Origin of the sequence: Fumia xinanensis, assembly GCF_014384905.1 — a bacterium.
GTDB lineage: Bacteria > Bacillota > Clostridia > Oscillospirales > Ruminococcaceae > Fumia > Fumia xinanensis.
This window is the reverse complement of sequence record NZ_JACRSV010000001.1, coordinates 639,053-664,456: the sequence shown is the minus strand read 5'-3', so window position 1 is coordinate 664,456 and position 25,404 is coordinate 639,053. Positions and strand designations below refer to the sequence as shown.

The window sequence follows — 25,404 nt, the reverse complement described above, 5'->3', positions numbered from 1 at the left end:
CACAGGCTACAGCGGAAAATCCGTTTCACCCTGCTCCTCACAAATCCATTCGCTCACATCGTATGTGCCGGATTCACACCAACCGCCGGCTCTCTGAAACACCGTCATGCAAGTTACTTGCTTTTGTTCACAGGATTTTGTTTTATTGATTTAGTTCCCTAAATTGTTTCAAATTATACTCCTGCCGTTTAGGTTTGTCAAGGGGTTTTAGAAAACTTTTATAGAAAAATTTCCTAATCTAACTTCCTCGACAAACGCGCTTATTTCTTCTGGTTCTCGATTTTCTCGGCAAGTTCTGTGAGATACAGCCACCGTTCCGTCTTTTCCTCCAAATCCCGCTCCAGCTGTTCCTTTTCCCCTACTAGCTCCTGGAGCTTTTCAAAATCGCTGGCGTTTTCCTCGATGGCCCGAGACGTTTCCGCAATTTTTTCTTCAAGGGATGCGATAACGTTTTCGATTCCATCGTATTCCCGCTGTTCCTTAAAGGTGAATTTGAGCTTTTGGGGAGGCGCTACCTTCCGCGTTTTTTCTTTTTTCCCTTTGACGACAGCTTCTTTGGGTGCTTCCAGCGCCTTTGCCTCCAGATACTCAGTGTACCCGCCCAAGTAAGCGCTCACCCGCCCCTCACCGTCAAATTCCAGCAGGGAATCCGCCACCTTGTCGAGAAAATACCGGTCGTGAGATACGGCGATGACCGCACCTTCAAAGGAGTCGAGATAGTTTTCGAGAATGGTCAGCGTCTGGATGTCCAAATCGTTTGTAGGTTCATCCAGTAGCAGGACATTCGGCGCTTCGATAAGGATGCGCAACAAAAAAAGCCGTCTCCGTTCGCCGCCGGACAGCCTGCCGATTTGATTGTACTGCAAGTCGGAAGGGAATAAAAAGGTCTCCAGCAATTGTGAGGCGGTCAACTTTCCTTCCGGGGTGTCCACCGACTCGCCGTGTTCCCGGATGTAGTCGATGACCTTCATCTGCGGGTCCATTTCCTCGCACTCCTGGGAAAAATACCCCATCTTGACCGTCTCGCCTACAATGATCTCCCCGTCGTCCGGGATAAGCCGCCCGCTGACGATTTTCAGGAAAGTGGACTTACCGCTGCCATTTTTACCAACAACACCGATGCGGGCATTTCGGTGTACCATCAGGTTCAGCCCGCTGATAAGGGTCTTCTCCCCAAACCCCTTGGATATTTCCTTCAGTTCAATGGTCTTTCGCCCCAAACGACTGGATATGGATGCCATTTGGAGGCTTCCCGTCTCAGAAGGGCCTGCCCCGGCCTGCATGTCTTTCAGCCGGTCAATGCGGTATTGGCTCTTGGTACCTCTGGCCTTCGGCCCCTGATGGATCCATTCAAGCTCCTTTTTGATGAGGGCCTGCCGCTTGCGCTCGCTGCCTGCCGCCATTTCCTCTCTCTGGGCCTTCAGTTCCAGATAGCCTGAATAGTTGGCCTGGTAACTGTAGAGTCGCCCCCTGTCGATTTCGACGATGCGGTTTGTCACCCGGTCTAAAAAATACCGGTCATGGGTCACCATCAGCAAAGCGCCCTTAAACTTTTTCAGATATCCTTCCAGCCAGGAAATCATCTCGTTGTCCAGATGGTTTGTAGGCTCGTCGAGAATGAGCAGGTCACAGGGATGGACGAGGGCACTGGCCATAGCCGCTCTTTTTTTCTGACCGCCGGAGAGAAGGTTCACTTCTTTGCCAAAGTCATAAAGCCCCAGCTTTGTGAGAATGGCTTTCGCCTCAAACTCCTTTGCTTCCCGATCCTGGGCGCTCAGGCCCAGAAAAACCTGTTCCAGCACAGTGACCCCTTGACCAAAAACTGGATTTTGGGGAAGATAGCCCACGGTGATACCTCCGGGACGATTCACCATTCCCGTATCTGGCTCCTCAAATCCCGCCAAAATTTTTAGAAGAGTTGACTTTCCTGTCCCGTTGACACCGATGAGTCCCACTTTGTCCTTTTCATCTATAATAAGGGACACATCCTCCAAAAGCGCCTTATCGGTATAGCTTTTTCCGACATGTTCCGAAGATAATACCAGCATTTTGGTTCCTCCAAATAAAATTACAGCAAAAATCTGTTCTTTATATTGTACCGCGTTTCCAAAAAAATGTCCAGTTCGGAGACACATGATTAGCGCGAGAGCGCCTCTTTGCATCATTTTGGGGATTAACATCAGAACAAAACCGACCGATAATAATCAGCCGGTTTTGTTTTTGAGAGGATTGGAGATCTTTCTCTCAGATGTATAGGAGATCAGGAGATAGCATTGTAGGTGTAGCATCGCTGCAGATATACCTAAAACATGGTTTGAATCATGTTCAGGCAGGTGTTATTTCACCCAAGCGCCGGAAGCGTCTAACTTGTAGCCGCCTACGGTGGTATTTGCCGCCATTTTTCCGCTGGCGTTAAAGTAGTAGCAGTTGCTTCCTACCCAGTTCCAGCCGGTCGCCATGGCGCCGCTGTCTTTCAGGTAGTACCAGTTACTTCCCTGTTGTAGCCAGCCGGTCATCATAGCGCCATTGCCTCTCATATAGTACCAGGTATTGCCTACCTGCACCCAGCCGGAGTTCGCCATGCCTCCCCATTCATAGAGGTAATAACATACCCCTTCATCTTTGAGCCATCCCGTCTGCATGATACCGTCTGCGTCCAAGAAGTACCAGGTGCTGCCCAGTTGGAGCCAGTCTGTCGCCATCACACCGTCGGATTTCAGATAGTACCACTTGCTGTCTACTTTCTGCCAGCCGGTAGTCCGGATGCCTTCCTCATTCAGATAGTAGGTTTTGCCGTCTACTTTGGCGAATCCGGTCACGTATTCGCCGTCGGCGTCTTTGAGTTTATAGCTGTCTTCTGTCTCTTCCCAGGTGTATTTTTCGTCGCCGGTGGGAGGAGTTTCGGGTTTAGAGGGGGCTGTGTTTTGGCCACCGCCATTTAAAGAACCGCCACCGCTAGAACCGGAGTTGACAACTCCTTCCTGGGAATAGCCGGAACCAAAGTTAACATCGATATTGAAACCTGCCGTCCAAGGATGCTGTCCCGTAGCATACTCGGTGATGTACTCTCTGGGCTGATAAGTGCCCTGCATCAGCTGGTAGCAGTTGTCGTAAAATTCTCGCAAAACTGCATCTTTAGATGCGGCCAGCTGCCCCAGCGCGCCGCCGCCTTCATACCAGAAACGGACAATATTGTCACCCTGGGCATCCCATTTTGCCAAAGCATTTAGATAATCCAGGCCGACGTTGTATTTGGAAGGACGTAGACCTAGTTTATGGTCAAATTCCATTTCGATGCCGATATTTGCGTAGGATGCAAGTTTTAATGTTTTATCTATCTGTTTCTCACCGCCCCAGGCCCTTGTGCTTTCATCTTCCGGATTGTCAAAGAAGTGATTGGGCTGCAATGCAGTACAGTCGATACCGTATGAAGAGCCGATATAATTTCCCGCACCAGCTGTGTCATGGGGAATCCAATAATAGAAATAATCACCCATGGAATGAACTTTCTCTGTGGCATATTCTATGCAATCCGGGAAATCCAGCTGTTCAATTAGATGGTAGAATCCGACGAAATCAATGAATTCGTAATTGGCGTCGTTTATACGCTGAACAGCTTCTTCAATATACCAATCCGTAACATATTTCCAGTCTTCTTCAACAGAAAGATTGAGATTTTTCCGCTCTCCCAAATCGCCAAATTCGGTAAGGTTTCTATTGATTCCGGGGAACATGAGCACCATCTTGACCTTATAGTTGGGATCATGAAGCTCCTCGGAGGCTTTCTTTGCTGCTTTGTTCAGATTGTCAACAGCCATTCCTTCCCCCAGCGTCCAGTCCAAATACCATTCCCAATCCCGGCCGATGGATTTAACGTAATCATTCCCCCAAACATCGCTCAGGTTAGATCCTCGTTGGGAAGTCAGCGCCAGGAAACAAACCGTATCATACATCGTATCTTGTACATTTCCTTCGGTATCCACATAGGTGAGATAAGGACGGTAACGTTCTGGTGTCCAGGCGCCCTTGTAGTTGCTGGTCTCTTCGTCCCAGCCACCGAAACTGTTGTAGCAGAGGACCATATCTTTTACACCATTAGTGGTTTCTTTGGATGGCCTCATAAAATTTTTACCTTTTTCCAGTTTGGTGAGGTTAGTCAGCTCTCTGGTTTCTTCGGTAATATTTTTAGAACCGTAAACCTCAATCTCGCTGAATCGGTTGTTCCCACCGGTGTAAGAGTCAACTCGTATATACCTTGCCTTATAGCAGGAATTTTCGTCTCCAGTGTAGTCGGTAGTCCTTCCGGCGGTGTCCTCGTTATGCCAGCCAAAGTTGCAAAGTCCCGCAGTCGGCATATTTTTACAGTCGACGGTTAGAGAAAGAGGCATCCAGTTTTCGCCGTCCATAGATGCGAAAGTTTTAACGGCGGTCGGAGCAACGTTGCCTGCCGCAAACTGCCCGTTGCAAGTGTAGAAGGTTATTTTGTTTACAGCATAAACGTCTTCTAGGTCGATGACAAACTGTTTGATCGGCCATCTGTCCAGAATACTGCCGGTAGGGGTGGAATAGATATCTGCCCCTACCCAGCCGGGATCGCTGAAATTGTAAGGGGCAATATAACCGTCAGTCATTTTTACTCCGTCGTCGGGATAGTTGTTGGCGGGCTCGGCAGGAGTAAAAGTATAGGGCTTTTGGAAGGCGACATTGTAAGGAGCGATACCGTCACTGAGGCAGATACCGGAATCGGAAGTTTCTGCAAATACACCTTCAATTTTGACCTCGTCGATGTAAACTAAAAAATTGCGATCCTCCGGTACATCAAATGCAATCTTCACATAAGCCGTATAAGGTTTTTTCACGCCTTCTTTATTCGAAATAAAGGTATCGTATTCACTGTCCCAAGTCATGACGACGCTGTCGCTTAAACGCATGAGCGCGGTATTATTCTCCGGAAAGCTCTTCAAAGTAGACCATTTTTTTCCGTCATTGGAAACGTAAAACTTGAGATTTTTGGGCGTGGTCAGTTTCAGCGGGGCATCCTCTCTCGAATAAACTTCTATCTTGGAGAGAGAATGGTTGCCTTTCAGGTCAAAAACCAGTTCTACGTAATTTTTATCTGCATTTTTCGATTTGGAGAATCCTAGCCAGTTCTTGTCCCGTCCGGTTCCGGTCACGCCGTAGCGCCCGTCGGTCAAAACGCCGTCCAGGCCGTGATCGGGATCTCGGGAAACGGTATAACCCTGCCCTCGTACAATATTGCACGAATCTGGAATCACATTGGTTTCTTTCAAAACCTCAATTTCATCCATGAAAAGCCAGCCTCTGTCGGGCATGGTCGTAAATCGCACATAGCGACCAGTCATTCCCTCTGCGTTGGCATAGGAAAAGCGTCTCACGGAACCCGTACCGGTACATTCAGCTCCTGATCCTTCTGCAAGCGTCTGCCAGTTCTCCCTGTCGCTGGACAGTTCGATTTTAATAGTTTCGGGTAGATAAATATGCGGCGCGTCCCAATAACCGTATTCGATACATATTTCCTGAAAATCCTCGTCCTTACCTAAATCGAGGGTTACGACAACTTCCTCCGGATCTTCCTTACCTTCTGGAGCCCCCAGAAAACCGACCCATTCCGGATCATAGAACTTTACACCTGCGCCGTGGAGGCCGTCGGTCAGTTTGCGGTTGCTTTTATCGGGATAACTGGTGTTTGGTTCCCGGTTGTATTCATAGAGTTTGCCGTAGGCAATGTTGTTGCTCAAATCAGGCTGAGGTGGGGCTTCCTCCTCGCCCCGATCCGGAATATTGCTTGTTTTTAAAACCCGTACCTCATCGACTAAAAGGGTGTCTCCTTTGCCTGGAGTAAACAGAAATTTTACATACTGTCCAGTTCCTGTTACTTTTTCATAAAAATTGGAAAGAGCCGTTTCAGTATCTGAAGACTGTAAGATGGAGAAAGCCCCCAGCGATTTCCAGGTTGACCGATTGTCAGAGGTGAAAATTTCAGCAGTGACAGGCCAATTGGAGTCTGCGACTGCGTCCTGCAAGAATCTCGCTTCTACCTGCTGGAAGGATTGGGAAGAACCCAAATCCACCACGATTTCGATAGTCGCGTTTTTGGTTTTGGAGAATCCCAGCCATCTGCCATCCAGATAATCTTCTTTAGAGCCGTACAGACCGTCAGTCATCTGTCCGATGTCTTCATATTCCTCCAAAAGAGAATCAGATACCCAGTACTCTTTTCCATAGGCCAAATTGTTTGAGTCAGCGTCCGGCGTGTCCACTACAGGGTCATTGCCACTGAGAGCCGATTTGACAATCGTGACCGGACATGCAGCGCTTCCAAAAGAGAACTCGCTGCCATCATCAAATCGGTTTATCACTGTAACCAGATAACTGCCGCTGTCGGATACTGCTGCGTTTTCGATTTTCAAGGTTTTCTGGTTTTTGAATGCGGGAAGTTCCACTTCATCTTTTGTCCAGATGATTTCCTGTTCACTGCCCATTTTGTCAATGGTATAATCCATTTTAAGATTGAGGGTGTCGCCCTCATACCTCTTTACTTCATTGGGAAGTTCGGTGGTGATTTCAGGAAGTCTCGGATCTCTAGGGGACCACTCGCCCATGATTTCCACCTCGGATAGAAAAAGCCATCCCGCTCCCCAATCGATATTTATTTTCACGAAACGTCCAGTGCCGGGCTCTCCGTTGATGGTACATTCGTTTTCGGAGGAAACGCCGCCGCCTGTTCCGAATTCTGTCCAGTTGACCTTATCTTTGGAGTAAGATACCGCCACATTCTTTGGCGGATTGATAGAGGAGCTTGGCTCGACAATATAATGGAGCGTAAGCGAGTTAAAGGTCTGATCGTAGCCAAAGTCGACGATCAGATTTGCTCTCCCTCCGGCGATACCGACGTAAGCCGGATCAAAAAAATTAGTTGTACTGCCGATAACGCCGTCTGTTAATTCTTTGAAACCGCTATCCGGGTAGTTGCTGCCTATATTATCCAAATAGTCTCCCGAATATTCGCAGTTAAGGGCCAGATTGGTCTGTTCCTCTGTGTTCTCATCGTCGAAAATCTCCGCATCGCCTGCTTCGACGGGAATCGAACTGAAGATACAGGAAATTGCCAGTATTGTTGCTACTATAGAGGCAAATTTCTTTTTACTTTTCATATGAATCTCCTTCCTTTTTTCAATGGCCCTAAAGCTCATTTTAATTGGAATTGTCTTCTTTGGTTACAGTATAGCATGCAAAAGCGTATGCGTCTTTGCATATAATGACATTGAATTAAACGATATTGATATTTTCTACGGCAGCTTGTTTATCCTCAATGCCGAGACATGTGCAGATGACTGCCAAAGAGTGCTACATGTTGCCGGAGGGCAATTACTCAGTAACCTGTGCTACTTCGGCGCCGCTGCCTATTTATTTGAGCGATTTTAATATTAATTGACGACATTATCAGCCATATATGTACAAGCCGTTCCCAGCTTTCCCGTATACCGCCGCAGCGACCGGCAGTCATGAGCTGAATATCAATCGAGAATATAGCATGATTAAGGATTATCAAACGTTTCTCAGCTTGACCACGCGGCAGTAGTGGCGAGACAGCGAAAAAATCAAGGTATCCTTGAAGGCGCATGTAGATTTTCATCCAGAGCTCTCCCACAATATAACAGCTATCCAGCGACAGAAATTCTTGTGCCTACTCCTCGACCAGATTAAAGAAGGGGACAACCACCAAGCCGTCACTGAAGAGGCGAGGGTAAATTTTGACGCGGATACGCTCTTGCAGGGTGATGTCACCGGTGCGGTGCCCACTGACACAACCTGATTTCTTTCCCGCCCAGCGCACATCAATACAAAGGTCTGCCGCCAAAGAACTGCAGGTCTCACTTTGAGGCTGATACTGATGAAAAGCATTTACCCATTTTTTCATTAATGTCGTGCGCCCTCACTTATAGATTATTACTCAAAGAAACCCCTCAAAAAGTCTGAAAGAGGTCCGTCATATACAGCCTCGGCCAGATGCTCAACTCCCATTTGATTTCCCCAGCTGTAATTAATCAGTGTCCGACCTTTATACTCGCATAAATCGACATCGCTGTTATTAACATCCAAAGCCTCTTCGATGCGTTTCTGCTGTTCACGGGTCAAATTAAAATTGGCGATTTTTTTATCCTCTGCATCGTCGAACATTATAACCGGATTTACAGGGCTTAATTCCCATTCTTTCAGGTTGTGGCTCCGGGCGATATAAGGCACAAAGCCCCACGCCGGTATCTGTTCCAGATAAATCATATAATAATAGTCATCCTCCGGCAGATAACGAATGACTGGACACGCTGTGTAACGATCTTTGGAGTGGACGCATTCCTTAGAGGCCATGGTCCAGTTCCATGCATCGTCTGAAAGGGCAAAATACATGGTAAACGGTACACCACATTCCTCACTGGGCGCACCCATTTCAAAGGCCATCACGTAGCCGTCTTTGCCGCGGCAGACGGAAGTATTGAATAGCTGCCATCCCGGCAGATGAAGCGCAACCTTGCTTTCCCAGTGTTCTAAATCCGTTGAACGGAATACCGAAATCGTATCAGATCCGGGGTGATCATTGACACCATATACATAAGTCACACCATTTTCGTGAAAAGCACTGCCAAAATGATACCCTGCTGCAAACGACGGTGTGACAGTGTTATGAAAGACATCCTTAAACCGAAAATAGGAGTTATCGGTCTGATTATCCCAGTATTTTTGTTTACCCCCGCGAATGTATTCAAAGCGGTATAATGTATCCCCTATCACCAACGGTGTTGTTTCTACTAAATCGACATCAATCGTTCCCAATCTGCGAATATAAGGTTTGTTAATCATGGTAAAATTCCTCCTAAATATTGATGCATAAAACTTTCGTGTATGTGCGGTGTATTCGGTTTGTTTTGACCTTGCTATGAGTTTGGCGAGCAGATAATTCTGTCAACTGATTTATACACGATTTGAGCCAGCTGACGATATCCTTCCTCCACAAAATGAATACCATCATCCGTATGTAGCTTTGAATGGCTCTCAGATACAGAAAATAAATCTATCACAGGGCTTCCGTACTCCTTCGCGGCCTGTTCTGCAACTGCATTTCGTTTTATAATACGTGTCAGCCTTACCGGATCCGTTACCGCCGTTGATAACACTACGGCAATGGGTGTATCTGAAAATTCTGTTTTTAAAAAATCGAGCATTTTTCTAAAATACATCGGATATGACACTTCGTCATCCAAATGCCATCCGTGAAGTCCGTTATTAAATAACACTATAGATCGATAACCTTGCTGTTGAGCAAACAGACGAAGCATCTTAGTATAAAATGGATTATCTAATGCTTTTGACGTTCCAAATCCATCAAATAATATCTGATTATCTGATGCGGCAGTAGCAAATCTTCGAATGCCACAAGAAATAGAATCTCCGATATATAAAACCCGTTGTGCTTCCGTATCGTAGGCGCGCTCACACCAGTTATTTTCCCATTCATAAGTTTCTAATTTCTGTCTGATATTTTCATGCTCATATGTAAAACTATTTTCCATATACAACTCCAATCCGAGTATTCAAAAGTCATCATACATATTGTGTATACCTCTTTATTTGATTCGATTGCCTGCAATAAAGTTTACCGCCTCTGTTGGAACCTCAATGCTATGAGGATGGTGTCCACAGCCGGGCTTCACAATCACTTTTACCGGTAGGTTTCTCCTGAAATATATGTCGGCCAGCTTTTGCCCGTTATCCGCATAAGGAACAATTTTATCGCTGTCTCCGGCGATTAACAAAAGTGGCAGTTTCGTATCAGCCAACTCATCCAAATGGTGAACAGGACTTCCCTGAAAAGTCTCTGCTTCCTCCTCTGTTATACCGTAGCAGAGCTTGCACTCTTCCCAGCATTGGGCATCCTCTTCACTTTTTCCAGCTTTCGGCCAACTTAGAATATCCAGAACAGGTGCATCAAGATACAGTGTGGAGACATCCTGCGGATAAGCCACGGAATAGTTAAATGCATATAATCCGCCGCGTGAAAAGCCAAATAAATCTGCTTTTTCGCACAACCCATATTCTGACACAAGATAATCATGAAACTTTTTCATATCCGTGACCGCGCTGGGGCAACCGTACCGATCGGACAAATTGCAATATACAATATGCCAGCCCTTTTCAAGAAGCGCTCGGTCGACCTGATTGAACGCATCAAAAAATTCTGCACGCCAGACCCAATACTTTTTTTCAGATGGCTTTTCTGGTTTGACCAAAATGCAAGGATGACCGTTATGTATAAATTTTAATTTCATAGATAACCACCTCCTTCATTCAGCTTTTCTATCTCTTCAAAATTGTTTTCAGCTGATTGTTGTTCCCCACATGATCAGTTTTTGTAAAACCCCAAATCTTGCCCTGGATTATGAGGCGTAAAACTGAAATATGTCAGGCTGTCCCGCCGTTTTTCAAAAAGCATCCGCTTAATTTCATTATACCGTTGCAATGCCGGTCTGTCTTTGTGTATAATGATGTTAAGTTGGACGATATTGACATAATTCTCAAAAAAGGAAGCATCTATCATGCAATTTCTGGCCGGCCATGAACACCCAGTGCGGGGCACATTTGATTTTCCTGTGGAGCTCTATTATGTAGACCAAACCCACCCCCGCTACGAAATGCCTTTTCATTGGCATATGGAACGCGAGATCATGCTGATTTTAAGCGGACACTTCACCCTGCCTATCGATGGGAGCACCCATTGCCTGGAAGCGGGAGATGCGGCGGTCATCCGCACCGGCGTGATCCATGGCGGTATCCCTGACAACTGTATCTACGAATGCCTGGTTTTTGACATGGACCGTTTTCTGGGCAAGAGTGCCGTTTGCAAACAAAAATACGCCGCCTTTTTCGGCGGCGGCGCCCAGATCTGTCCGGTTTTCAAAGCCGGTTCTCCTGTCTGCAAACTGCTGGATCAGCTGTTTGAGACGATGGAAAAAGAACGGCCCGCCTCCTCAAATCAAAGGCACAATAATCACTTTACCCTCTCCTTTCATCTTTACGGGTTTTCTACATTATATCCTTCACAATTTTTATCAAAAATTGTCTTTTATTTATATTATAGTTTTATTTTTATGTTTCACTTATATATTATACCTTCTTCCAATATTTACTACTCCTAAAAAAGGATATGATGCCTTATTATCGTTTCTTTTTTATAAAAATTATGTTTATGAATGAATTATAATCGATACAAATTTTACAAGTATCTTTACCTTGGCTTGACATTATTATTTATAATCGTACATAAAATTTGGGAGATCGTTGACATGCTCGCTCCAAATCATGAATTCTGTTAAACACTTTGGATTTTTCCACAGAAAACTCTGCCTCAAATAAAATATTGTAATCAGCTATTCCATCTTTTGATCTCCCAAAGCAATAATTTGTGTTATACTAAAAGCAAACCTGTGTCAGGTTTCACAAATTCATCAGGCCGGGGGGTTTCCCCAGCCGGAAAGCAGCGGTATCATCCATGAAAACAGATTTTTATCAAAACAGACTTCAAAAAATTTCCCGCAATATTCTAACCATCCACCGCAAGCTGAATATGCTGAGTGTGGGAAGGATAGGTTTTTTTCTGCTCTTTTTAACAGGTCTTTTGCTGGGTTATTACAAGCATACCACCTTCTATATTTTGGGAATCATTTCCTTATTCCTATTTATAGCACTGGTATACGCCTACAGCAGTCAAAAACAAAAAGAACGATACTTGCTGGCGCAAGAACAGGTGCTTACCCGGATGTTGGACCGCAAAACTGGCAGCTGGAAGACTTTTTCTGAAAACGGAGAGAAATTTTTGAATGAAAACAGCCCGCCCCGTGGGAAAGATCTGGATTTGCTTGGAAAAAATTCTCTCTACCAATATTTATGCCGATGCCATACCGCTTACGGGCGGCAAATGCTTGCAATCCGGCTGCTATCGGACGTTCCCAACAGGGAAACGATCAACAGTAACCAGCAGGCGATAAAAGAGCTCTCACAAAAAGAAGATTTTTGCCTCGAGCTGGAGGCTCTAGGTCAATTAATGGAGCAGTCCGCCCGGAAACAGGATAATGAAATCATTGAAACCTTTATCAAGCTGGCAGAAACTCAGCCTCCTGCTCAACCGATATTTTGGAAAGTACTTATGTGGATTTTGCCTTTCATTACGCTTTTTTTCCTTATATCCGCTATTATTGGGGTAAATTCTACGACCAATTTGGGTATAGGTTTTATCGGCATTTTGCTGGAACTGCTGACGGCAGGCATCTGTTGGAACCAGAATAATCGAATTTTAGCTCCTCTTCTTGATTTTGCGGGAAGTATCGGTCCATATCGTGCTATTTTTGCCCGTATTGAATCAGAGTCTTTTCACAGTCAAACACTTCAGAAATTACAAAATAAAATCGCAGGGGCAGAGACAGCTCTGCAAACTTTGTCATCAGTGGCGACTGCGGTGGAAGCCCGGAAAAATCCCTTTGGATTCCTCTTACTGGGCGGATTATGCATGTGGGATTTCCACTGTGCCGATCGATTCACCGCCTGGATTACCCGTTATGGAAAGGAAATCCGGAGCTGGCTTGCCGTCGTGGGCGAATTTGAAACGGATATGAGCCTGGCGGTTCCCGCAAATATCCGGCGGGAATTTGTGTTTCCTGTCATCGAAGAAAATGGGCCGCAGCTATGTGGGAACAGCATCAAGCATCCCCTCCTTCCGGAAGAAACAGCTGTCGGAAACGGTACTTGCCTCAGTGCCCAGACTTGTATTATCACTGGTTCCAACATGTCAGGAAAAACCACCTTTTTACGGAGTATCGGCCTAAATCTCATCCTCGCTTACGCCGGGGCACCGACCGCAGCCGCTTCCTTTTCCGCCTCCCCGATGTGGATATTCACTTCCATGAGGGTGGAGGATAACGTCAGCGAAGGGATTTCCACCTTTTACGCAGAACTGCTGCGCATCAAAGATATGGTGGAATTCAGCAGCAAAAAAATTCCCATGATCTGCCTCATAGATGAGATTTTTAAAGGAACCAATTCTGCTGACCGGATTGTCGGGGCCACTGAAACCATTCAGCGGCTTTCCGTTCCTCACAGCATCGTTCTGGTTTCCACTCACGATTTTGAGCTCTGCAATTTAGAAAACAATTCTCATGTCAAAGCCCTCAACTTTCATTTTTCTGAACATTACACCGATGACGGTATCCAATTTGATTACAAAATGTCTCCCGGCCGCTGCCGCACCACCAATGCCCAGTATCTTTTAAAAATGGCCGGCATTCTTTGAAAAAGTACCGCCGCTTCTGTTTACAGGAGCGGCGGTTTGTGCTATGCTGAGAAATAATGTGAAAGGAAGCGACCGATCATGCCTCTATGGAATCCTCAGCAGTATCTGAAATTTGAAACGGAGCGCACCCAACCAGCCAAGGATCTGGCTTCTCGACTCAGCGGTCAAAATCCTAAACGGATTTTGGATTTAGGCTGCGGACCTGGAAACAGCACTGCTGTTCTCGGGGAACAGTTCCGCAATTCCGAAATAATCGGTGTGGATGCTTCAAAAGAAATGGTACAGACAGCACAAAAGACGTATCCTAGCTTTCATTTTATTCAGGCGGAAGCTCCCGATGGACTGGCCGTTTTGAAATACCTTTTTGATATCATCTTTTCCAATGCCTGTATCCAGTGGATTCCCAACCACCCTCACCTTTTAGGAGTGCTTATGTCCCTTCTCAGTCCTGACGGAATTTTAGCTGTCCAAACTCCAATCAATCAAGACGAACCGATCCACCAGATTATTTCAGAGGTTGCTTCAAGGGAAAAGTGGAAATCCTTTTTTCCTAGTCCCCGGGTATTTTATAATCTTTCGGAAGAGGAATACTACGACCTGTTGACTGAAATTTCTTCCGAATTTGAGTTGTGGAAAACTATCTACTGCCATCAGCTTCCTTCCCATCAAGCCATACTAGAATGGTACCGCGGAACCGGCCTGCGACCGTATCTGGAAATGCTGCCAGACACAAAAAAGATGGAATTTGAACAAGAAATTATGGATTGTCTGAAAGATGCTTACCCTGTCCGCAAGGATGGCAGTGTGCTGTTCCGATTTCCCCGGCTGTTTTTCACCGCCTGTCCCAGAACCTAAAATATCTGACAGAAAAGAGGAATGCTTGTGGAAGGTTTAACAAAGCTTGTAAATATCGGCAAAACTTTGGAAGGACAGTTAAAGACGGTCGGTATCCAGACAGAAGCCCAGCTTCGAGAAGCTGGAAGCCGGAAAGCGTGGCTGCGTATCAAAGCCGTGGATTCTTCCGCCTGTTACAACCGGCTCTGCGCCCTGGAAGGCGCCTTGCGGGGTATCCGATGGCATGATTTGCCCGACAGAGTCAAAAAGGATTTAAAAGCATTTTATCAATCCCAAAAATAAAGGAGCAACACAGAGCATTCATGAAGAATTATCGTCACACCATCCGCGCCAGCTACCTGGGATGCGTGACCCAGGCAGCCGTCAACAACTTGGCGCCGCTTTTGTTTCTCACATTTCAAAACAGTTACGGCATCACACTGGAACAAATCGGTTTTCTTATCACCATCAACTTTGGCGTCCAGATGTTTGTCGATCTGATTGCCGCAAAGTACGTCGACCGGATTGGATACCGCATTTCCATCGTCGCCGCCCATATTCTTTGCGCCGGGGGCCTGATGGGACTTGGGATACTTCCTAACCTTTTTGCCGTTTCCTATCTGGGGCTCCTAGTCAGCATTGTGCTGTACGCCATAGGCGGCGGCCTCATTGAAGTGCTTATCAGCCCCATTGTCGAGGCCTGCCCCACCGAAAATAAATCATCCGAAATGAGCCTGCTCCACTCCTTTTACTGTTGGGGCCACGTGGCGGTCGTTTTGCTATCCACCCTGTTTTTCAAAACTGCTGGAATTGAAAATTGGCCGGTTTTGACTGCACTATGGGCGCTTCTGCCCCTTGGAAACGCAGTTTATTTCTGCTTCGTACCGATTCAGCCTTTGGTGGAAGAAGCACATCACTCCCTGTCCATTCGGAACCTGTTTTCGCTAAAAACATTCTGGATACTGGCTCTTTTGATGGTCTGTGCTGGCGCGTCAGAGCAAGCCATGTCCCAGTGGGCGTCGGCCTTTGCGGAATCCGGCCTTCACGTCTCAAAAACCATGGGGGATTTGCTCGGGCCCTGCTTCTTCGCTGTCCTAATGGGGACAAGCCGGCTTTTATACGCCCGACTGAGCCATCGGATTTCCCTCCAGAAAGGCCTTATTTTAAGCGGTCTGCTCTGCTTATTCAGCTACGCGCTCACTCTGTTCTCCCCGTTTCCCCTGCTGTCTTTGTTGGGATGCGGCTTGTGCGGTTTTTCAGTCGGAATACTCTGGCCTGGCACTTTTAGCTTAGCATCCATCCAGTGTCCGGCAGGAGGCACCGCCATGTTTGCTCTGCTGGCGCTGGCAGGAGATTTGGGCTGTCTCAGCGGCCCGGGAACTGTCGGAATTGTATCTGACTGGATGGGGGGAAACCTAAAAAGCGGACTGCTCATTGCAATGATTTTTCCTGTTGTGCTGGTAATCGGGGTGAGATTTTTAAAAAAGGCACCTGCCCAGCGCGTCAAACAGGAATAATAGAAAGCCTGGATTCAAAAGGATGCAGAATAGGAAGCAAAAAACGGTGAGAAAAAATTCTCACCGTTTTTTCGGTAAACCAAAGTTAAACTTACAGCGTGATACAAATGGTTCATTTGATCACCGGAACTGATAACCATTTTCTTCCAAAATAGCTTTCGTATCTTCCCACCGCTCTTTCTTAACCCATACATAATCGGTATCAAAGGTAGAAATGACAAAAATACCGATATCTGCTCCGGCGAGAATAGCGGAAATTTCCGCCAAAATTCCAATCAATGAAAAGTCCAGTGTGCCTTCGACGCGAAAACCGCACCAACCGTCTTCTTGTTTCACACAGTCGAGGGATTTACAGTACTCGGTGGGACAAACAGCAGAAAGTTCCCTATCTGTTTTTCCAAGAAAAAGAAACGGCTTTTCCTTGTCTAGTCCCACTGCGCTGCGCAACTGGCAAACCGACCACTCTCCGTCCAGCTTTTGTAAATCCATATACATCGCCCTCCCAGTTGTCTTTAAGAACGGTCATCCTGATCCATGACGTAATGAGAAACGTCATAACAGGTCAGCAAATAAGCCTGCTGTCCTTGCATCCAATCGATACGTGAGGCCGTCACCTCTTCCCACATGCCGAATCGCTCCATAAACAGCTTCTGGGTGTATCTATCATCTTTCTTTTGGGACAAATACCGGATAGGACAGTCTTCACAGGGTTCCTCCCGGTCACGGAAAACCCTATAACACCTTTCTCCTGTCCGAATCTCCAATCCTAGATTTCGCAACTGACGGTTGATATAGACAATATGGTATTGGCTGTTCACCACATAGCAGCCGGCATGGATTTGATCCAGCACTCGCTCGTCCAATTGCTTGGCTGTTTGAAGTTGCTGATGACTGCGATTTCGCATCAAATGCATGCTGATAATTTTAGAAATTAGTACAGCACTGTCAATAATTTTCTGATTCCACACCCGATCGGAATGGGTCTCTGAAAAACCGATGAGTCCCTTAATATGGGTGCCGTCCTTCATGGGAATGTGAAGCACCGAACGCGCCTCCACTTTCTGAAGCACTGACGAAAACGGTTCCGGCAGCAACGATGTATCGCGGCTGTAAAAAATGCCATTACTATCGCAAAGCGCCAGATAATGCTCCCCTGTCTCCTGTTGAAACGGCACTCCTCGCTCTGGATAAGCCATATTGGCCCGGGCACACCACTCAAATGTCTTCAAGGCGCCTTCTGGGTTATGGAGATCCTCGTAGATATAAATATGTTCAAACCGATAAATCCGGGCTGTCATATCCAGAATCATATTGATTGCCCGCTCTGTATCCGGAGTCTCACAAAGGGTCTGAAAAACATAACGCTCAAAGTTCCCCGATACAGATTTCTCACTATCAATCCGATCCAAACGCATACTGCGTGAGTACCGGTCGTATAACTTATCCACCTGTTTGGAATAAAGATGGTAACAGTTTTTCCCCTGCTGTTTAGAGTAATACAGCGCTACATCAGCCTTTTTGAACAGCTCTTCATATGTTTTTCCATCGTGAGGATACACAGAAACGCCGATGCTAATGGATACCCTGCCTCCTGTTTTGGCGGCAGTGAGAGATTTGCTGAAGACTTCAGCAAGCAACTCAGCTTTTCGCTCAATAATTTCCTGGCTTTTGATGTTCTTTAGGAAAATCGCAAATTCGTCTCCACCGATGCGTCCAACAATATCCTCAGAACGAAACTGTTTTCGGATATGCTGGGCGATTTCCACCAAAGCCTCATCACCCGGCAAATGCCCCATCGTATCGTTGATTTCCTTAAAATTATCCACATCCAGTATAAAAAGTGCGTGCTTTTGATTGATATTTTGAAGGAGGGATTCTTTGACAAGTTCCTCTGTCGTCACTTTGTTGAAAAGCCCGGTAAGCAAATCCTGATGTGCCTTGGCTCCTAGTTTTTCATTTTCCCTTTTGTATCGGTCGATATCGGTGAGAATGCCGAAAGTCTTTATTGCTTTTCTATTTTCATCAAACAAGACGGTAAAACTGCTTTTGCACCAGATATAAATTCCATCCTTCTTTTTGATGCGGCACTCCAGCTCCCCCTTGGTCAGTTTTCCGCAGTTTGCCTGCTTAACAGCGCTGTTTACTACCGTCAGATCGTCTGCGAAAACCAAGCCGGAATGCAGCAGCGTATGGGAGAACATTTCTTCCGGCAAAGCGTAGCCAAATTTCGCCTCAAATGCGGCTGATATGTATATCCGGTCATTAACTAGATCCCAGTCAAAAATAGCGCCGTCAGCGTGCTCTAAAAGGATCCGATACCGTTCCAAGTTAATGTCCAGTTCTGCCTTGGTTTTTTTCATATTAGTGATGTCGATGACGACACATTGCAAAATGGATTCCCCATGCGGCCGCGTCATTCGCACTCCGTTGAAAAGATGCCATCGAATTTCTCCATTTTTGTGCAAAACACGATACTCAAAAGAAGAGGCCTCCCTTTTTTCGCGGAACTGCTCCAAAACTGTACGCCTAAATGATTCTCTGTCCTCTGGAAAGATAATCGTTATAACATCTTCACCGCTGATTTCCTGCTCAAATGCTTCCTTTTCATAGCCCAGCATCTTATAAAAGCCATCGCTGGCAAAGGTAATGCGAATGTTCTCGCCCACCGCCAGACGCAGCACGCCACCGGGGATAGAATTAATCAGGGCATCGCTTTCTGTTTTCGCCCGCTCCATTTGCTGATAAGCTAATACCTGAGCCGTTTCATCCAAAATCACACACAGGCAGCGGTCGGAGCCAGGAATGAGGTGCCCGCATACCCTGACCCAGCTCACCGTTCCGGATTTTCTACAGATACGGTACCGGAGTTCAATCCGGGTATCATCAGAAAGCAGTCCTTTCAGTTGCCCTTGAACCAGGGCGCGGTCATCGGGATGGATAAAACCAATGGGATCTGCAGAAAAAAGCTGCTCAAAATCCTCTCGTTTGTACCCAGTTAGGCAATAAAATCCATCGCTGGCAAAAATTACCGCACCATCCGAAGACCGAAATTCGATAACCCCTCCAGGGATCGAATCAATCAGCGCCCGTTTCGCCCATGTCTGGACGACATGCTCCGTATCCATCGCCTGCGGCCTCCTTCTGCTTTCCACCGATCGGGTAAGCAAGTTTCTCGAATTCTGGAATCGGCATTGGTTTTGCAAACACAAATCCCTGTATCATGTCGCAGCCGGCTGCTTTCAGGTAGTCAACCTGTTCCAATGTCTCAATTCCTTCAGCGACGGTTTTAATATGCAATTTTTTTGCAAGTTCAATTACAGTCTCAATGACAGATTTCCCTCGGGTAATGTCCGTTTTGCTTCCCGGAAGGAAAAAGTCCCGATCCAGCTTGATAGCATCCACAGGCATTTCCTTGAGAATGTTGAGAGATGAGTAGCCGCTTCCAAAATCATCCATAGAACAGGTAAAGCCCGCCTGATGCATATTTTCAATAACTGGCGCAAGGGATTTAAAGTTTTCAAACATAATGGATTCAGTCAGCTCAAATTCCAACAAGGATGGGGATACTTCATATTTGTCACATATTTTTCGATAGGGCTCCAAAAAGTCGGGATCAGGTAAATGGGCGCGGGAAAGGTTCACCGAAATCGGAGTCACCTTTTTCCCTTCGTTGAGCCATCTGCGGATACTCCGACACACTTCTTCAAATACATAAAGATCAAGCCGAACAATAAATCCATTTCGTTCAAATACCGGAATAAACAGATCCGGCAGAAGCATCCCCTGTTCCGGGTCTCTCCAGCGCACCAGCGCCTCCGCTCCGGCAATCGTTCGGTTGGCAAGCTCATATTTTGGTTGAAGATAGACAAAAAAGTCTCGATTTTTGAGGGCCATTTCCATTTTGTTTTCAATATTTTTTTCCATCAGGAGAGAGGCGCGGCTGCTGTCATCATAAAATGCGACGCCTGCCCGGGAACCCAGCCCATTCTCTCTGCTTTGCCGGGCAATATTGGCTCTCTCCTGCATAGTAGATAATTCAAGTTTAGGGTCGTCAATGATAAAAAATCCCTGCGTAAAAGTAAGCCAATATTTCTGCAATCTTCCCTCATTAAACCGGTTGAGATAATGGTAGAATTCCTGTACCCTTTTGGCAATCCCTTCTTCCGAAGTAAATCGTAGCAATAAATTAAAATTGTCGGCACTAACGCGGGAAACCAGTTCATCCGGCGCCAAAAGTTCCTGAATAGTGTCATAGACATACCGGAGAGTCTTATTCCCTGCTTCCCGGCCATACATATCGTTGATAAGTTTGAATTTTTGGAGATTAAGATGCCCCATCACATATTCCGATTCTCGGGCTTTTTTCAAAATCTCCCCGGTTTGCGCTTCAAAACTGCGCCAGTTAAGGCCATTGGTAACCGCATCAGTATATGCCATTCTTTCGAGTTTTTTACGGCTGGAATTGTGCAGTCCAATCAGTGCTAAGATCAGCACCAGAAATAATATTGTAATTAGTACGCAAATTATAGCCGTGTTCTGCACAAAATAATCAGTTTTGGTGTTGATAACGCTGATAGGTACAACAGTGAGCAAATACCAATTATTCGTAGTTAGTGGCATATAGCACATCCGGCATTCACGGCTTCCTCTCATCAAACCTATGATTCCGGTACGTCCTTCCGCCATATCCTTCCTCAAGCTGTTCAGACTGTTCTGTCCGCCGTCTTGATATCCGCTTTCCTCCAACGCATCAAAATAATTGTCATAAGGGCCAATGGCATACTTATGCTGTGATTCAACGATTGCGGTGCCATCTGCTTTCACCAGCTGGACATATCCCTCACCGCCAAAGAAATCTACTTCCAAAGAATTGCTCAGGCTCTCTAGATTTTGTACTGCTCCGGACACACCGATTATTTCTCTGCCAGATTGGCTGTAGATGGGGGTGGCGTAAATAATCCAATTCTGGTTGCTGCTGGAAACAACAGTAATCACGCTTTCCCCGTCCATGGCCCGCGAATAAAATTTCATATCCGCGATACTGCCCAAGCTGCCATCAGAAAACAGCGTGTGACCGCTCTCGTTGGAAAGAAAAATTTTTTCATAGCTGTACCGCACAGCTTCCGTCTCGATGAACTGCGTAATTCTCGCCTCTTCAATATTGTCAAAAGCGCGGAGAAACAGCGCAATACTCTCCAAATTTCTCAGATTTCCCTGAACCTGGTTGTCCACGATTATGGAAAGCTGTTCGGCAATTTCAATCAAATTGGAATCTGTCTCATCTTGGATAGCGTCCTCCAACTGTCGGACATAAAAAAAGCTGGCGCTGGAAATAAGACAGATAAACAATATCGCAGCCGTAATCATGAGGAGCAGCCTTGGAGAAGTGCTTTTCTGTAGCTGAGATTCCTTTGTGTTTTTCATCTATTTCACCCTTTGTGGTGTATTGGCGGCGGAATATCGCAGCTGGTTGCACGATATAAACTTTTTCTTCGTTAACTGTAACAAAACATAGTATATGAGGTGCTTCCTATGATCAATTAGAACAGTTATTTTTTATTATATCATTACAAACAAAGGAAAGCAAACTTTTATATAAAAAGAGCTGTTATTCGCTAACATGCAAGATAACAGCCCAGCAGATTATTATACTTGGAAAAACTTTTCCTTTTCGTCCACTTCCTCGATTCCTCCAATGTTGACAGGATCGGAATATCCCATTTTCATCAGGATCGCGCAGGCCTGCGCACTGCGGGCACCGGTTCGGCAATAAACGAACAGCTTTCTTTCCTTATCTCCGATCTGCTTTTCCGCCTGTTCCAGCTTGGAAAGCGGGATATTAATACTCCCTTTTAGATGTCCCTTCTCATATTCGTGAGGCAGACGCACATCCAACAAAGTGATTTTATCCTTCCGTTTTTTAAGTGTCTCAAGGGCTTCTTTCATAGGGATCGACTGAATTTTTGCGTGGAAAAATCCTAAACCGCTGTGCATACTATCTATCATCCTCTCCCAAAAGTTAAGAATAGTATGCCCAGGACTTATTTGCTCACCCCTATTTCCTTTAAAAAACCGCTGAAAATATCCCGGTGCACCAATTCGTCCCGTGCCATACGCCGAAGCATCACGGACACACTGGAATCTTTTATCAGCTGTGCCTGTTTAAGATAACTATCGGCGGCAGACTGTTCACTTACAATGTCATAGCTTAATATTTGGCGGATCCCTTTGTTGTAATTGACCATGTTACCATTCCAGACCACCGGATTGTGTCCGGAAGAATACTGGCATTTCGGATCGCCACCCAATAAACGGATCAGCTGCCCCAAAATGTTTAAATGGTGCATCTCCACCTGGGCAATCCGAAACAAAACCGTTTGAAGTGCGGCCTGAGGCTCGCTTAAAATCCAATGCTGATAAAGGTATTCGTAGATAGCCGACATTTCTCCCCAGGACGAGGCCAAATCTTGCCCCAGCAGCTGGGCATAATGATGGTTTTTGCCCTCCACCTTGATGGGCGGATAAGGTTCAGGTGCTGCAACCGGGATTTTTCCTGCTTGTTCTAGTTTCATTATTTGCCCTCCTCAACGTTTTCGCTCCATTTATATGTAAAAAACATAGAGAAAAGACTCTCAGAGGCTCTATAAACCAAAAAAGTACCGGAGAGCCTATAACAGGTTCCCCAGTACAATAATAGCGGATTTATACAGCGCGGCTTACGTTTTTTTCCTCTTTGATATAAGGAAGCAGCTCGTCATAACTAACAATGTATCTGTCACTGAGTTTTTGCGCCAGGGCATTGTCTCCCTTGGGTGCATACTCATCAAATACGCCCACCACTTTAAAGCCGGCTTTTTTCGCCGTTTCGATGCACATGGGCACATCCTCGAACACCACTGTGTCTGAAACGGAGAGTCCCATCATCTCGCAGCTTTTGAGGTAGATGTCCGGCCGATTTTTTCCGGCGCCCACATCGGAGCAGGAAATCATGAATTCTATGTCATCCATCAAGCCCAAATGCCTGAGCACCATTTCTGCGGTGGAATGGCGGGTGGCGGTGGCGATACAGGTTTTAATCCCTCTGCCCTTCAGATATTTTAAAAACTCCCGCACATAGGGTTTGGGCTTCACCATAGTCATATAAATCGGCTCCATCACCTCGTGGTAGTCTTTATAAAATGAATCCTTGTCGTAATGGAATCCATAGCGTTCATTGACATATTCACGTAGTTCTTTTACGCCCATTGCCGATACTTTTTCGATAAAATCCGTGTCTTTTGGCAGTTTGTGATAAGCCAGGAAATACTCTCCAATTCGGTTCCAGTATCCCATGGAGTCGAGAAGAGTACCGTCCATATCAAAAATAATCCCTTTACAGGTCATTTTTTTCCTCCGTCTGAAACGATTGTGAGTTTCTTGTCAAATTGAGTATAACACAAGGAATGTAGGGATTCAAGGGAATACACCTACTTTTTTCGTATATTTTGCAGTGATTTTACATTTCAAATTTGTACAAAACGCCATTTTTATTAACAAATTATCCACTTTTTAATTTTTATAAAAAGCTATTTTTCTAACCCCATGGTTTATAATGAAAAAAAGCAACTGAACCAGAAGGAACGATAACATGCATATTCGAAAATTCCGCTGTCTCCTGTTTACCCAAAACGAATAAGAAGAATTGGCCGTCATGCATGTTTTGACGGCTGGCAAGTCGTGTAGTTTTTGGAGCAAGCGCTGGAATAATACGCTGAAAGGGATGTAACTGTGCGGATTGCCAGATACAGCATATAGGCCTAAAAGTCAAAGCGCCGACGGGAAACTTCCCGCCAGCGCTTTATTTATGATGCCGTGCTGTCTCCACTTTTCCCGCGACTCTTTAGGTAAAACGCAGCGCCCACCATCAGTGTAATTGCTTCGGCGACTGGAACTGCCGCCCACACTCCGCTCAATCCAAATATCCTGGGCAAAATAAGAGCTAAAGGCACCACCGCCGCAATTCCTCTCAGCAACGAGAGAGTAAGCGAAGGAAATGGTTTGGCAGAAGCGGCAAAATAAGCTGTCAGTACGATGCTGATTCCGGCAAAAAGGAAGGAAATAAAATAAATCCGAATTCCTTCCAGGGCCATTGCCGATAAAACCGGATCGTTTTCCCGGTTGAAAGCAGCGATGATTGGTTCGGGAAAAAGCATTCCGATGCCCATGAGCAGGCATCCACAAAGGAGACTTAGTCCTGTGCCGCAGAGGAGCGCCTTCCGGACAGAGGCTAAATCCCCCGCCCCGTAACAGTGGCTGACTACTGGCTGGATGCCCTGCCCAATGCCGGTAAAAATTGAAATACAGACCAATGCAACGTTTGCGATAATGCCGTAAGCTGCCACCGCTGTGTCCCCCGAAATAGACAGCAGTACCATGTTGAAAACCAGGATGACGACACCGTTGGAAAGCTCCAGAATAAACGAAGGCGTCCCGGATCCTATAACCCGCCGCAGTTCTTCAAAGGAAAAGCGGGGACGCTTAAAATGAAAGCGGTTCTGCCGGCGGATCAGGTGAACAGACAGGATGCATAAACTGATCACTGGAGAAAACCCCGTGGCGAGTGCCGCGCCGAACATGCCTAACTTCATCGGAAATACCAAAATATAGTCGAAAATAATATTTGCAACACTTCCCGACAGCATAGCCGCCATGGCAAGATTGGGCTTCCCATCGTTTCGCACAAATGCGACCATCACGTTATTGAGTATAAATGCAAGCGAAAATCCCATGGTAACACGAAGATATTTTTCGGTCAGAGGGAGAATACTGGGGTGTGCGCCAAGCATTTCGGCGACAGGCCGCGCAAACAGAAGAGCTGCCAGCGAAAAAACTATCCCCAGTGCCGCCGCGATCACCAGTACCTGCGAGAATATTCGGTTTCCTTTTTCCGGATCCCCTGCCCCTCGGGCGATGGCAAACATGGTCGCGCCTCCGATTCCAAGCAGCAGACCGATTCCATTGACCACGCTGTACGCTGGAATGGCAATGTTGAGGGCGACAAGGCCGTCGCTGCCTACGCCGTTTGCGATAAAATAGGTGTCGGCCAAGATGTAGCAAGACAGTCCAATCATGCTACATATGTTCATCAAAATATAGTGAAAAATAGTTGTTAGAATGGACTTCTGACCAATCATTAAAAAATCCCTCCTTCTGCAAAATTACCGCTGCGCACAAAAAAATCGCCAGACCTGTATCCAAAGGCCTAACGATACGTTCATTTTGTCCCAAATGAACCATGCCACCCGGCGGCGGACATCGTTCGGGAAATTCAATTTGCTTTATTCTATCAGATAAGTGAGCTGTTTGTCAAGTAGATGGAAAAAATTCACCTGCCGGGGCATGATAAAAAAGCCGCCGCTGAAAAGGAAAAATTCGTGTGAAAATAGACTTTCACATATGGGCTTTTGTGTCTTTGTCACTAAGGCGATGGCGGCAATTTCGCTGTACAATATCCGCCAAAACTCCCGGAAAGGAATGTTGCTTTTTATGGAAAGAGAAGACCATCGCATTTTAAAAACTCTGATTATTGTATCTTTGAATATTTTCGTCATCGCTGTATTGTACTCCATCTTTGGGCCAATACATTACTACTAAAATTTTAGAAAAAAGAAATGTACGGACGGGAAAAATACCGTCCGTACATTTTCACGGGAG

Annotated in this window: 18 protein-coding genes and 1 other annotated feature (1 of these 19 running past the window's edge); of the genes, 5 read left to right on the top strand and 13 right to left on the bottom strand. The window is 46.0% G+C overall.

Annotated features, from left to right (window positions below; translation table 11 throughout):
• Positions 1-140, bottom strand: a binding site (T-box leader); it reaches 140 nt to the left of the window's first position.
• 120 nt (positions 141-260) lie between these two features.
• From H8710_RS03175 to H8710_RS03150, 6 genes are all read right to left on the bottom strand, one after another.
• Positions 261-2,048: an ABC-F family ATP-binding cassette domain-containing protein gene (locus H8710_RS03175; RefSeq protein WP_249293957.1), complete on the bottom strand. Its 1,788-nt coding sequence runs from the start codon at positions 2,046-2,048 to the stop codon at positions 261-263.
• Between the two features lie 288 nt (positions 2,049-2,336).
• Entirely contained in the window at positions 2,337-7,175 is a 4,839-nt protein-coding gene (locus H8710_RS03170) for a DUF4855 domain-containing protein (RefSeq protein WP_249293956.1), read from the bottom strand.
• Positions 7,176-7,708: 533 nt separating this feature from the next.
• Complete coding sequence (locus tag H8710_RS03165) at positions 7,709-7,942, bottom strand: hypothetical protein (RefSeq protein WP_249293955.1); 234 nt, start codon at positions 7,940-7,942, stop codon at positions 7,709-7,711.
• A gap of 29 nt (positions 7,943-7,971) precedes the next feature.
• The gene (locus H8710_RS03160) at positions 7,972-8,880 is read right to left on the bottom strand and encodes a hypothetical protein (protein ID WP_249293954.1); all 909 of its coding nucleotides are present in this window, start codon (positions 8,878-8,880) and stop codon (positions 7,972-7,974) included.
• A gap of 74 nt (positions 8,881-8,954) precedes the next feature.
• A complete protein-coding gene (locus tag H8710_RS03155) occupies positions 8,955-9,590 on the bottom strand; it encodes an SGNH/GDSL hydrolase family protein (RefSeq protein WP_249293953.1) in 636 nt (211 codons plus the stop codon).
• A 54-nt stretch (positions 9,591-9,644) separates the two neighbouring features.
• Positions 9,645-10,346 (bottom strand): alpha/beta hydrolase family protein, encoded by a 702-nt coding sequence (locus tag H8710_RS03150; protein ID WP_249293952.1) that lies wholly within the window; start codon positions 10,344-10,346, stop codon positions 9,645-9,647.
• A gap of 267 nt (positions 10,347-10,613) precedes the next feature.
• Between H8710_RS03150 and H8710_RS03145 the strand changes: the two genes are divergently transcribed.
• The 5 genes from H8710_RS03145 to H8710_RS03125 all read left to right on the top strand — a co-directional run bounded on the left by H8710_RS03145 (position 10,614) and on the right by H8710_RS03125 (position 15,711).
• The gene (locus tag H8710_RS03145; protein WP_249293951.1) at positions 10,614-11,213 is read left to right on the top strand and encodes an AraC family ligand binding domain-containing protein; all 600 of its coding nucleotides are present in this window, start codon (positions 10,614-10,616) and stop codon (positions 11,211-11,213) included.
• Between the two features lie 353 nt (positions 11,214-11,566).
• Positions 11,567-13,360, top strand: coding sequence for a MutS-related protein (locus H8710_RS03140; protein WP_249293950.1), 1,794 nt, complete (start codon positions 11,567-11,569; stop codon positions 13,358-13,360).
• Positions 13,361-13,438: 78 nt separating this feature from the next.
• The gene (locus H8710_RS03135; RefSeq protein WP_249293949.1) at positions 13,439-14,215 is read left to right on the top strand and encodes a methyltransferase domain-containing protein; all 777 of its coding nucleotides are present in this window, start codon (positions 13,439-13,441) and stop codon (positions 14,213-14,215) included.
• 21 nt (positions 14,216-14,236) lie between these two features.
• On the top strand, positions 14,237-14,497 hold the full coding sequence (locus H8710_RS03130) for a TfoX/Sxy family protein (RefSeq protein WP_283242755.1): 261 nt from the start codon (positions 14,237-14,239) through the stop codon (positions 14,495-14,497).
• A 20-nt stretch (positions 14,498-14,517) separates the two neighbouring features.
• Positions 14,518-15,711, top strand: a complete 1,194-nt coding sequence (locus H8710_RS03125) for an MFS transporter (RefSeq protein ID WP_249293947.1) — start codon at positions 14,518-14,520, stop codon at positions 15,709-15,711.
• 120 nt (positions 15,712-15,831) lie between these two features.
• Here H8710_RS03125 and H8710_RS03120 read toward each other — a convergent pair whose 3' ends face one another.
• The 7 genes from H8710_RS03120 to H8710_RS03090 form a co-directional block, all read right to left on the bottom strand.
• Complete coding sequence (locus H8710_RS03120; protein WP_249293946.1) at positions 15,832-16,200, bottom strand: ACT domain-containing protein; 369 nt, start codon at positions 16,198-16,200, stop codon at positions 15,832-15,834.
• Positions 16,201-16,223: 23 nt separating this feature from the next.
• Positions 16,224-18,836, bottom strand: coding sequence for a sensor domain-containing diguanylate cyclase (locus H8710_RS03115; protein ID WP_249293945.1), 2,613 nt, complete (start codon positions 18,834-18,836; stop codon positions 16,224-16,226).
• Positions 18,787-21,135, bottom strand: coding sequence for a bifunctional diguanylate cyclase/phosphodiesterase (locus tag H8710_RS03110; protein WP_249293944.1), 2,349 nt, complete (start codon positions 21,133-21,135; stop codon positions 18,787-18,789). The genes H8710_RS03115 and H8710_RS03110 overlap by 50 nt, the downstream gene beginning before the upstream one ends.
• A gap of 222 nt (positions 21,136-21,357) precedes the next feature.
• Positions 21,358-21,705, bottom strand: coding sequence for a rhodanese-like domain-containing protein (locus H8710_RS03105; protein ID WP_249293943.1), 348 nt, complete (start codon positions 21,703-21,705; stop codon positions 21,358-21,360).
• Positions 21,706-21,752: 47 nt separating this feature from the next.
• A complete protein-coding gene (locus H8710_RS03100; RefSeq protein WP_249293942.1) occupies positions 21,753-22,283 on the bottom strand; it encodes a ferritin-like domain-containing protein in 531 nt (176 codons plus the stop codon).
• Positions 22,284-22,413: 130 nt separating this feature from the next.
• On the bottom strand, positions 22,414-23,094 hold the full coding sequence (locus tag H8710_RS03095; protein WP_249293941.1) for an HAD family hydrolase: 681 nt from the start codon (positions 23,092-23,094) through the stop codon (positions 22,414-22,416).
• A gap of 458 nt (positions 23,095-23,552) precedes the next feature.
• A complete protein-coding gene (locus tag H8710_RS03090; RefSeq protein WP_249293940.1) occupies positions 23,553-24,884 on the bottom strand; it encodes an MATE family efflux transporter in 1,332 nt (443 codons plus the stop codon).
• Positions 24,885-25,404: the final 520 nt, after the last annotated feature.

Bases quoted from the DNA above. Each gene is read 5' to 3' on its own strand.
- H8710_RS03140 (WP_249293950.1), top strand. From the start codon at position 11,567: ATGAAAACAGATTTTTATCAAAACAGACTTCAAAAAATTTCCCGCAAT.
- H8710_RS03145 (WP_249293951.1), top strand. From the start codon at position 10,614: ATGCAATTTCTGGCCGGCCATGAACACCCAGTGCGGGGCACATTTGAT.
- H8710_RS03160 (WP_249293954.1), bottom strand. From the start codon at position 8,880: ATGATTAACAAACCTTATATTCGCAGATTGGGAACGATTGATGTCGAT.
- H8710_RS03105 (WP_249293943.1), bottom strand. From the start codon at position 21,705: ATGCACAGCGGTTTAGGATTTTTCCACGCAAAAATTCAGTCGATCCCT.
- H8710_RS03135 (WP_249293949.1), top strand. From the start codon at position 13,439: ATGCCTCTATGGAATCCTCAGCAGTATCTGAAATTTGAAACGGAGCGC.
- H8710_RS03100 (WP_249293942.1), bottom strand. From the start codon at position 22,283: ATGAAACTAGAACAAGCAGGAAAAATCCCGGTTGCAGCACCTGAACCT.
- H8710_RS03110 (WP_249293944.1), bottom strand. From the start codon at position 21,135: ATGAAAAACACAAAGGAATCTCAGCTACAGAAAAGCACTTCTCCAAGG.
- H8710_RS03165 (WP_249293955.1), bottom strand. From the start codon at position 7,942: ATGAAAAAATGGGTAAATGCTTTTCATCAGTATCAGCCTCAAAGTGAG.
- H8710_RS03125 (WP_249293947.1), top strand. From the start codon at position 14,518: ATGAAGAATTATCGTCACACCATCCGCGCCAGCTACCTGGGATGCGTG.
- H8710_RS03120 (WP_249293946.1), bottom strand. From the start codon at position 16,200: ATGGATTTACAAAAGCTGGACGGAGAGTGGTCGGTTTGCCAGTTGCGC.
- H8710_RS03095 (WP_249293941.1), bottom strand. From the start codon at position 23,094: ATGACCTGTAAAGGGATTATTTTTGATATGGACGGTACTCTTCTCGAC.
- H8710_RS03115 (WP_249293945.1), bottom strand. From the start codon at position 18,836: ATGGATACGGAGCATGTCGTCCAGACATGGGCGAAACGGGCGCTGATT.
- H8710_RS03150 (WP_249293952.1), bottom strand. From the start codon at position 10,346: ATGAAATTAAAATTTATACATAACGGTCATCCTTGCATTTTGGTCAAA.
- H8710_RS03130 (WP_283242755.1), top strand. From the start codon at position 14,237: ATGCTTGTGGAAGGTTTAACAAAGCTTGTAAATATCGGCAAAACTTTG.
- H8710_RS03170 (WP_249293956.1), bottom strand. From the start codon at position 7,175: ATGAAAAGTAAAAAGAAATTTGCCTCTATAGTAGCAACAATACTGGCA.
- H8710_RS03090 (WP_249293940.1), bottom strand. From the start codon at position 24,884: ATGATTGGTCAGAAGTCCATTCTAACAACTATTTTTCACTATATTTTG.
- H8710_RS03175 (WP_249293957.1), bottom strand. From the start codon at position 2,048: ATGCTGGTATTATCTTCGGAACATGTCGGAAAAAGCTATACCGATAAG.
- H8710_RS03155 (WP_249293953.1), bottom strand. From the start codon at position 9,590: ATGGAAAATAGTTTTACATATGAGCATGAAAATATCAGACAGAAATTA.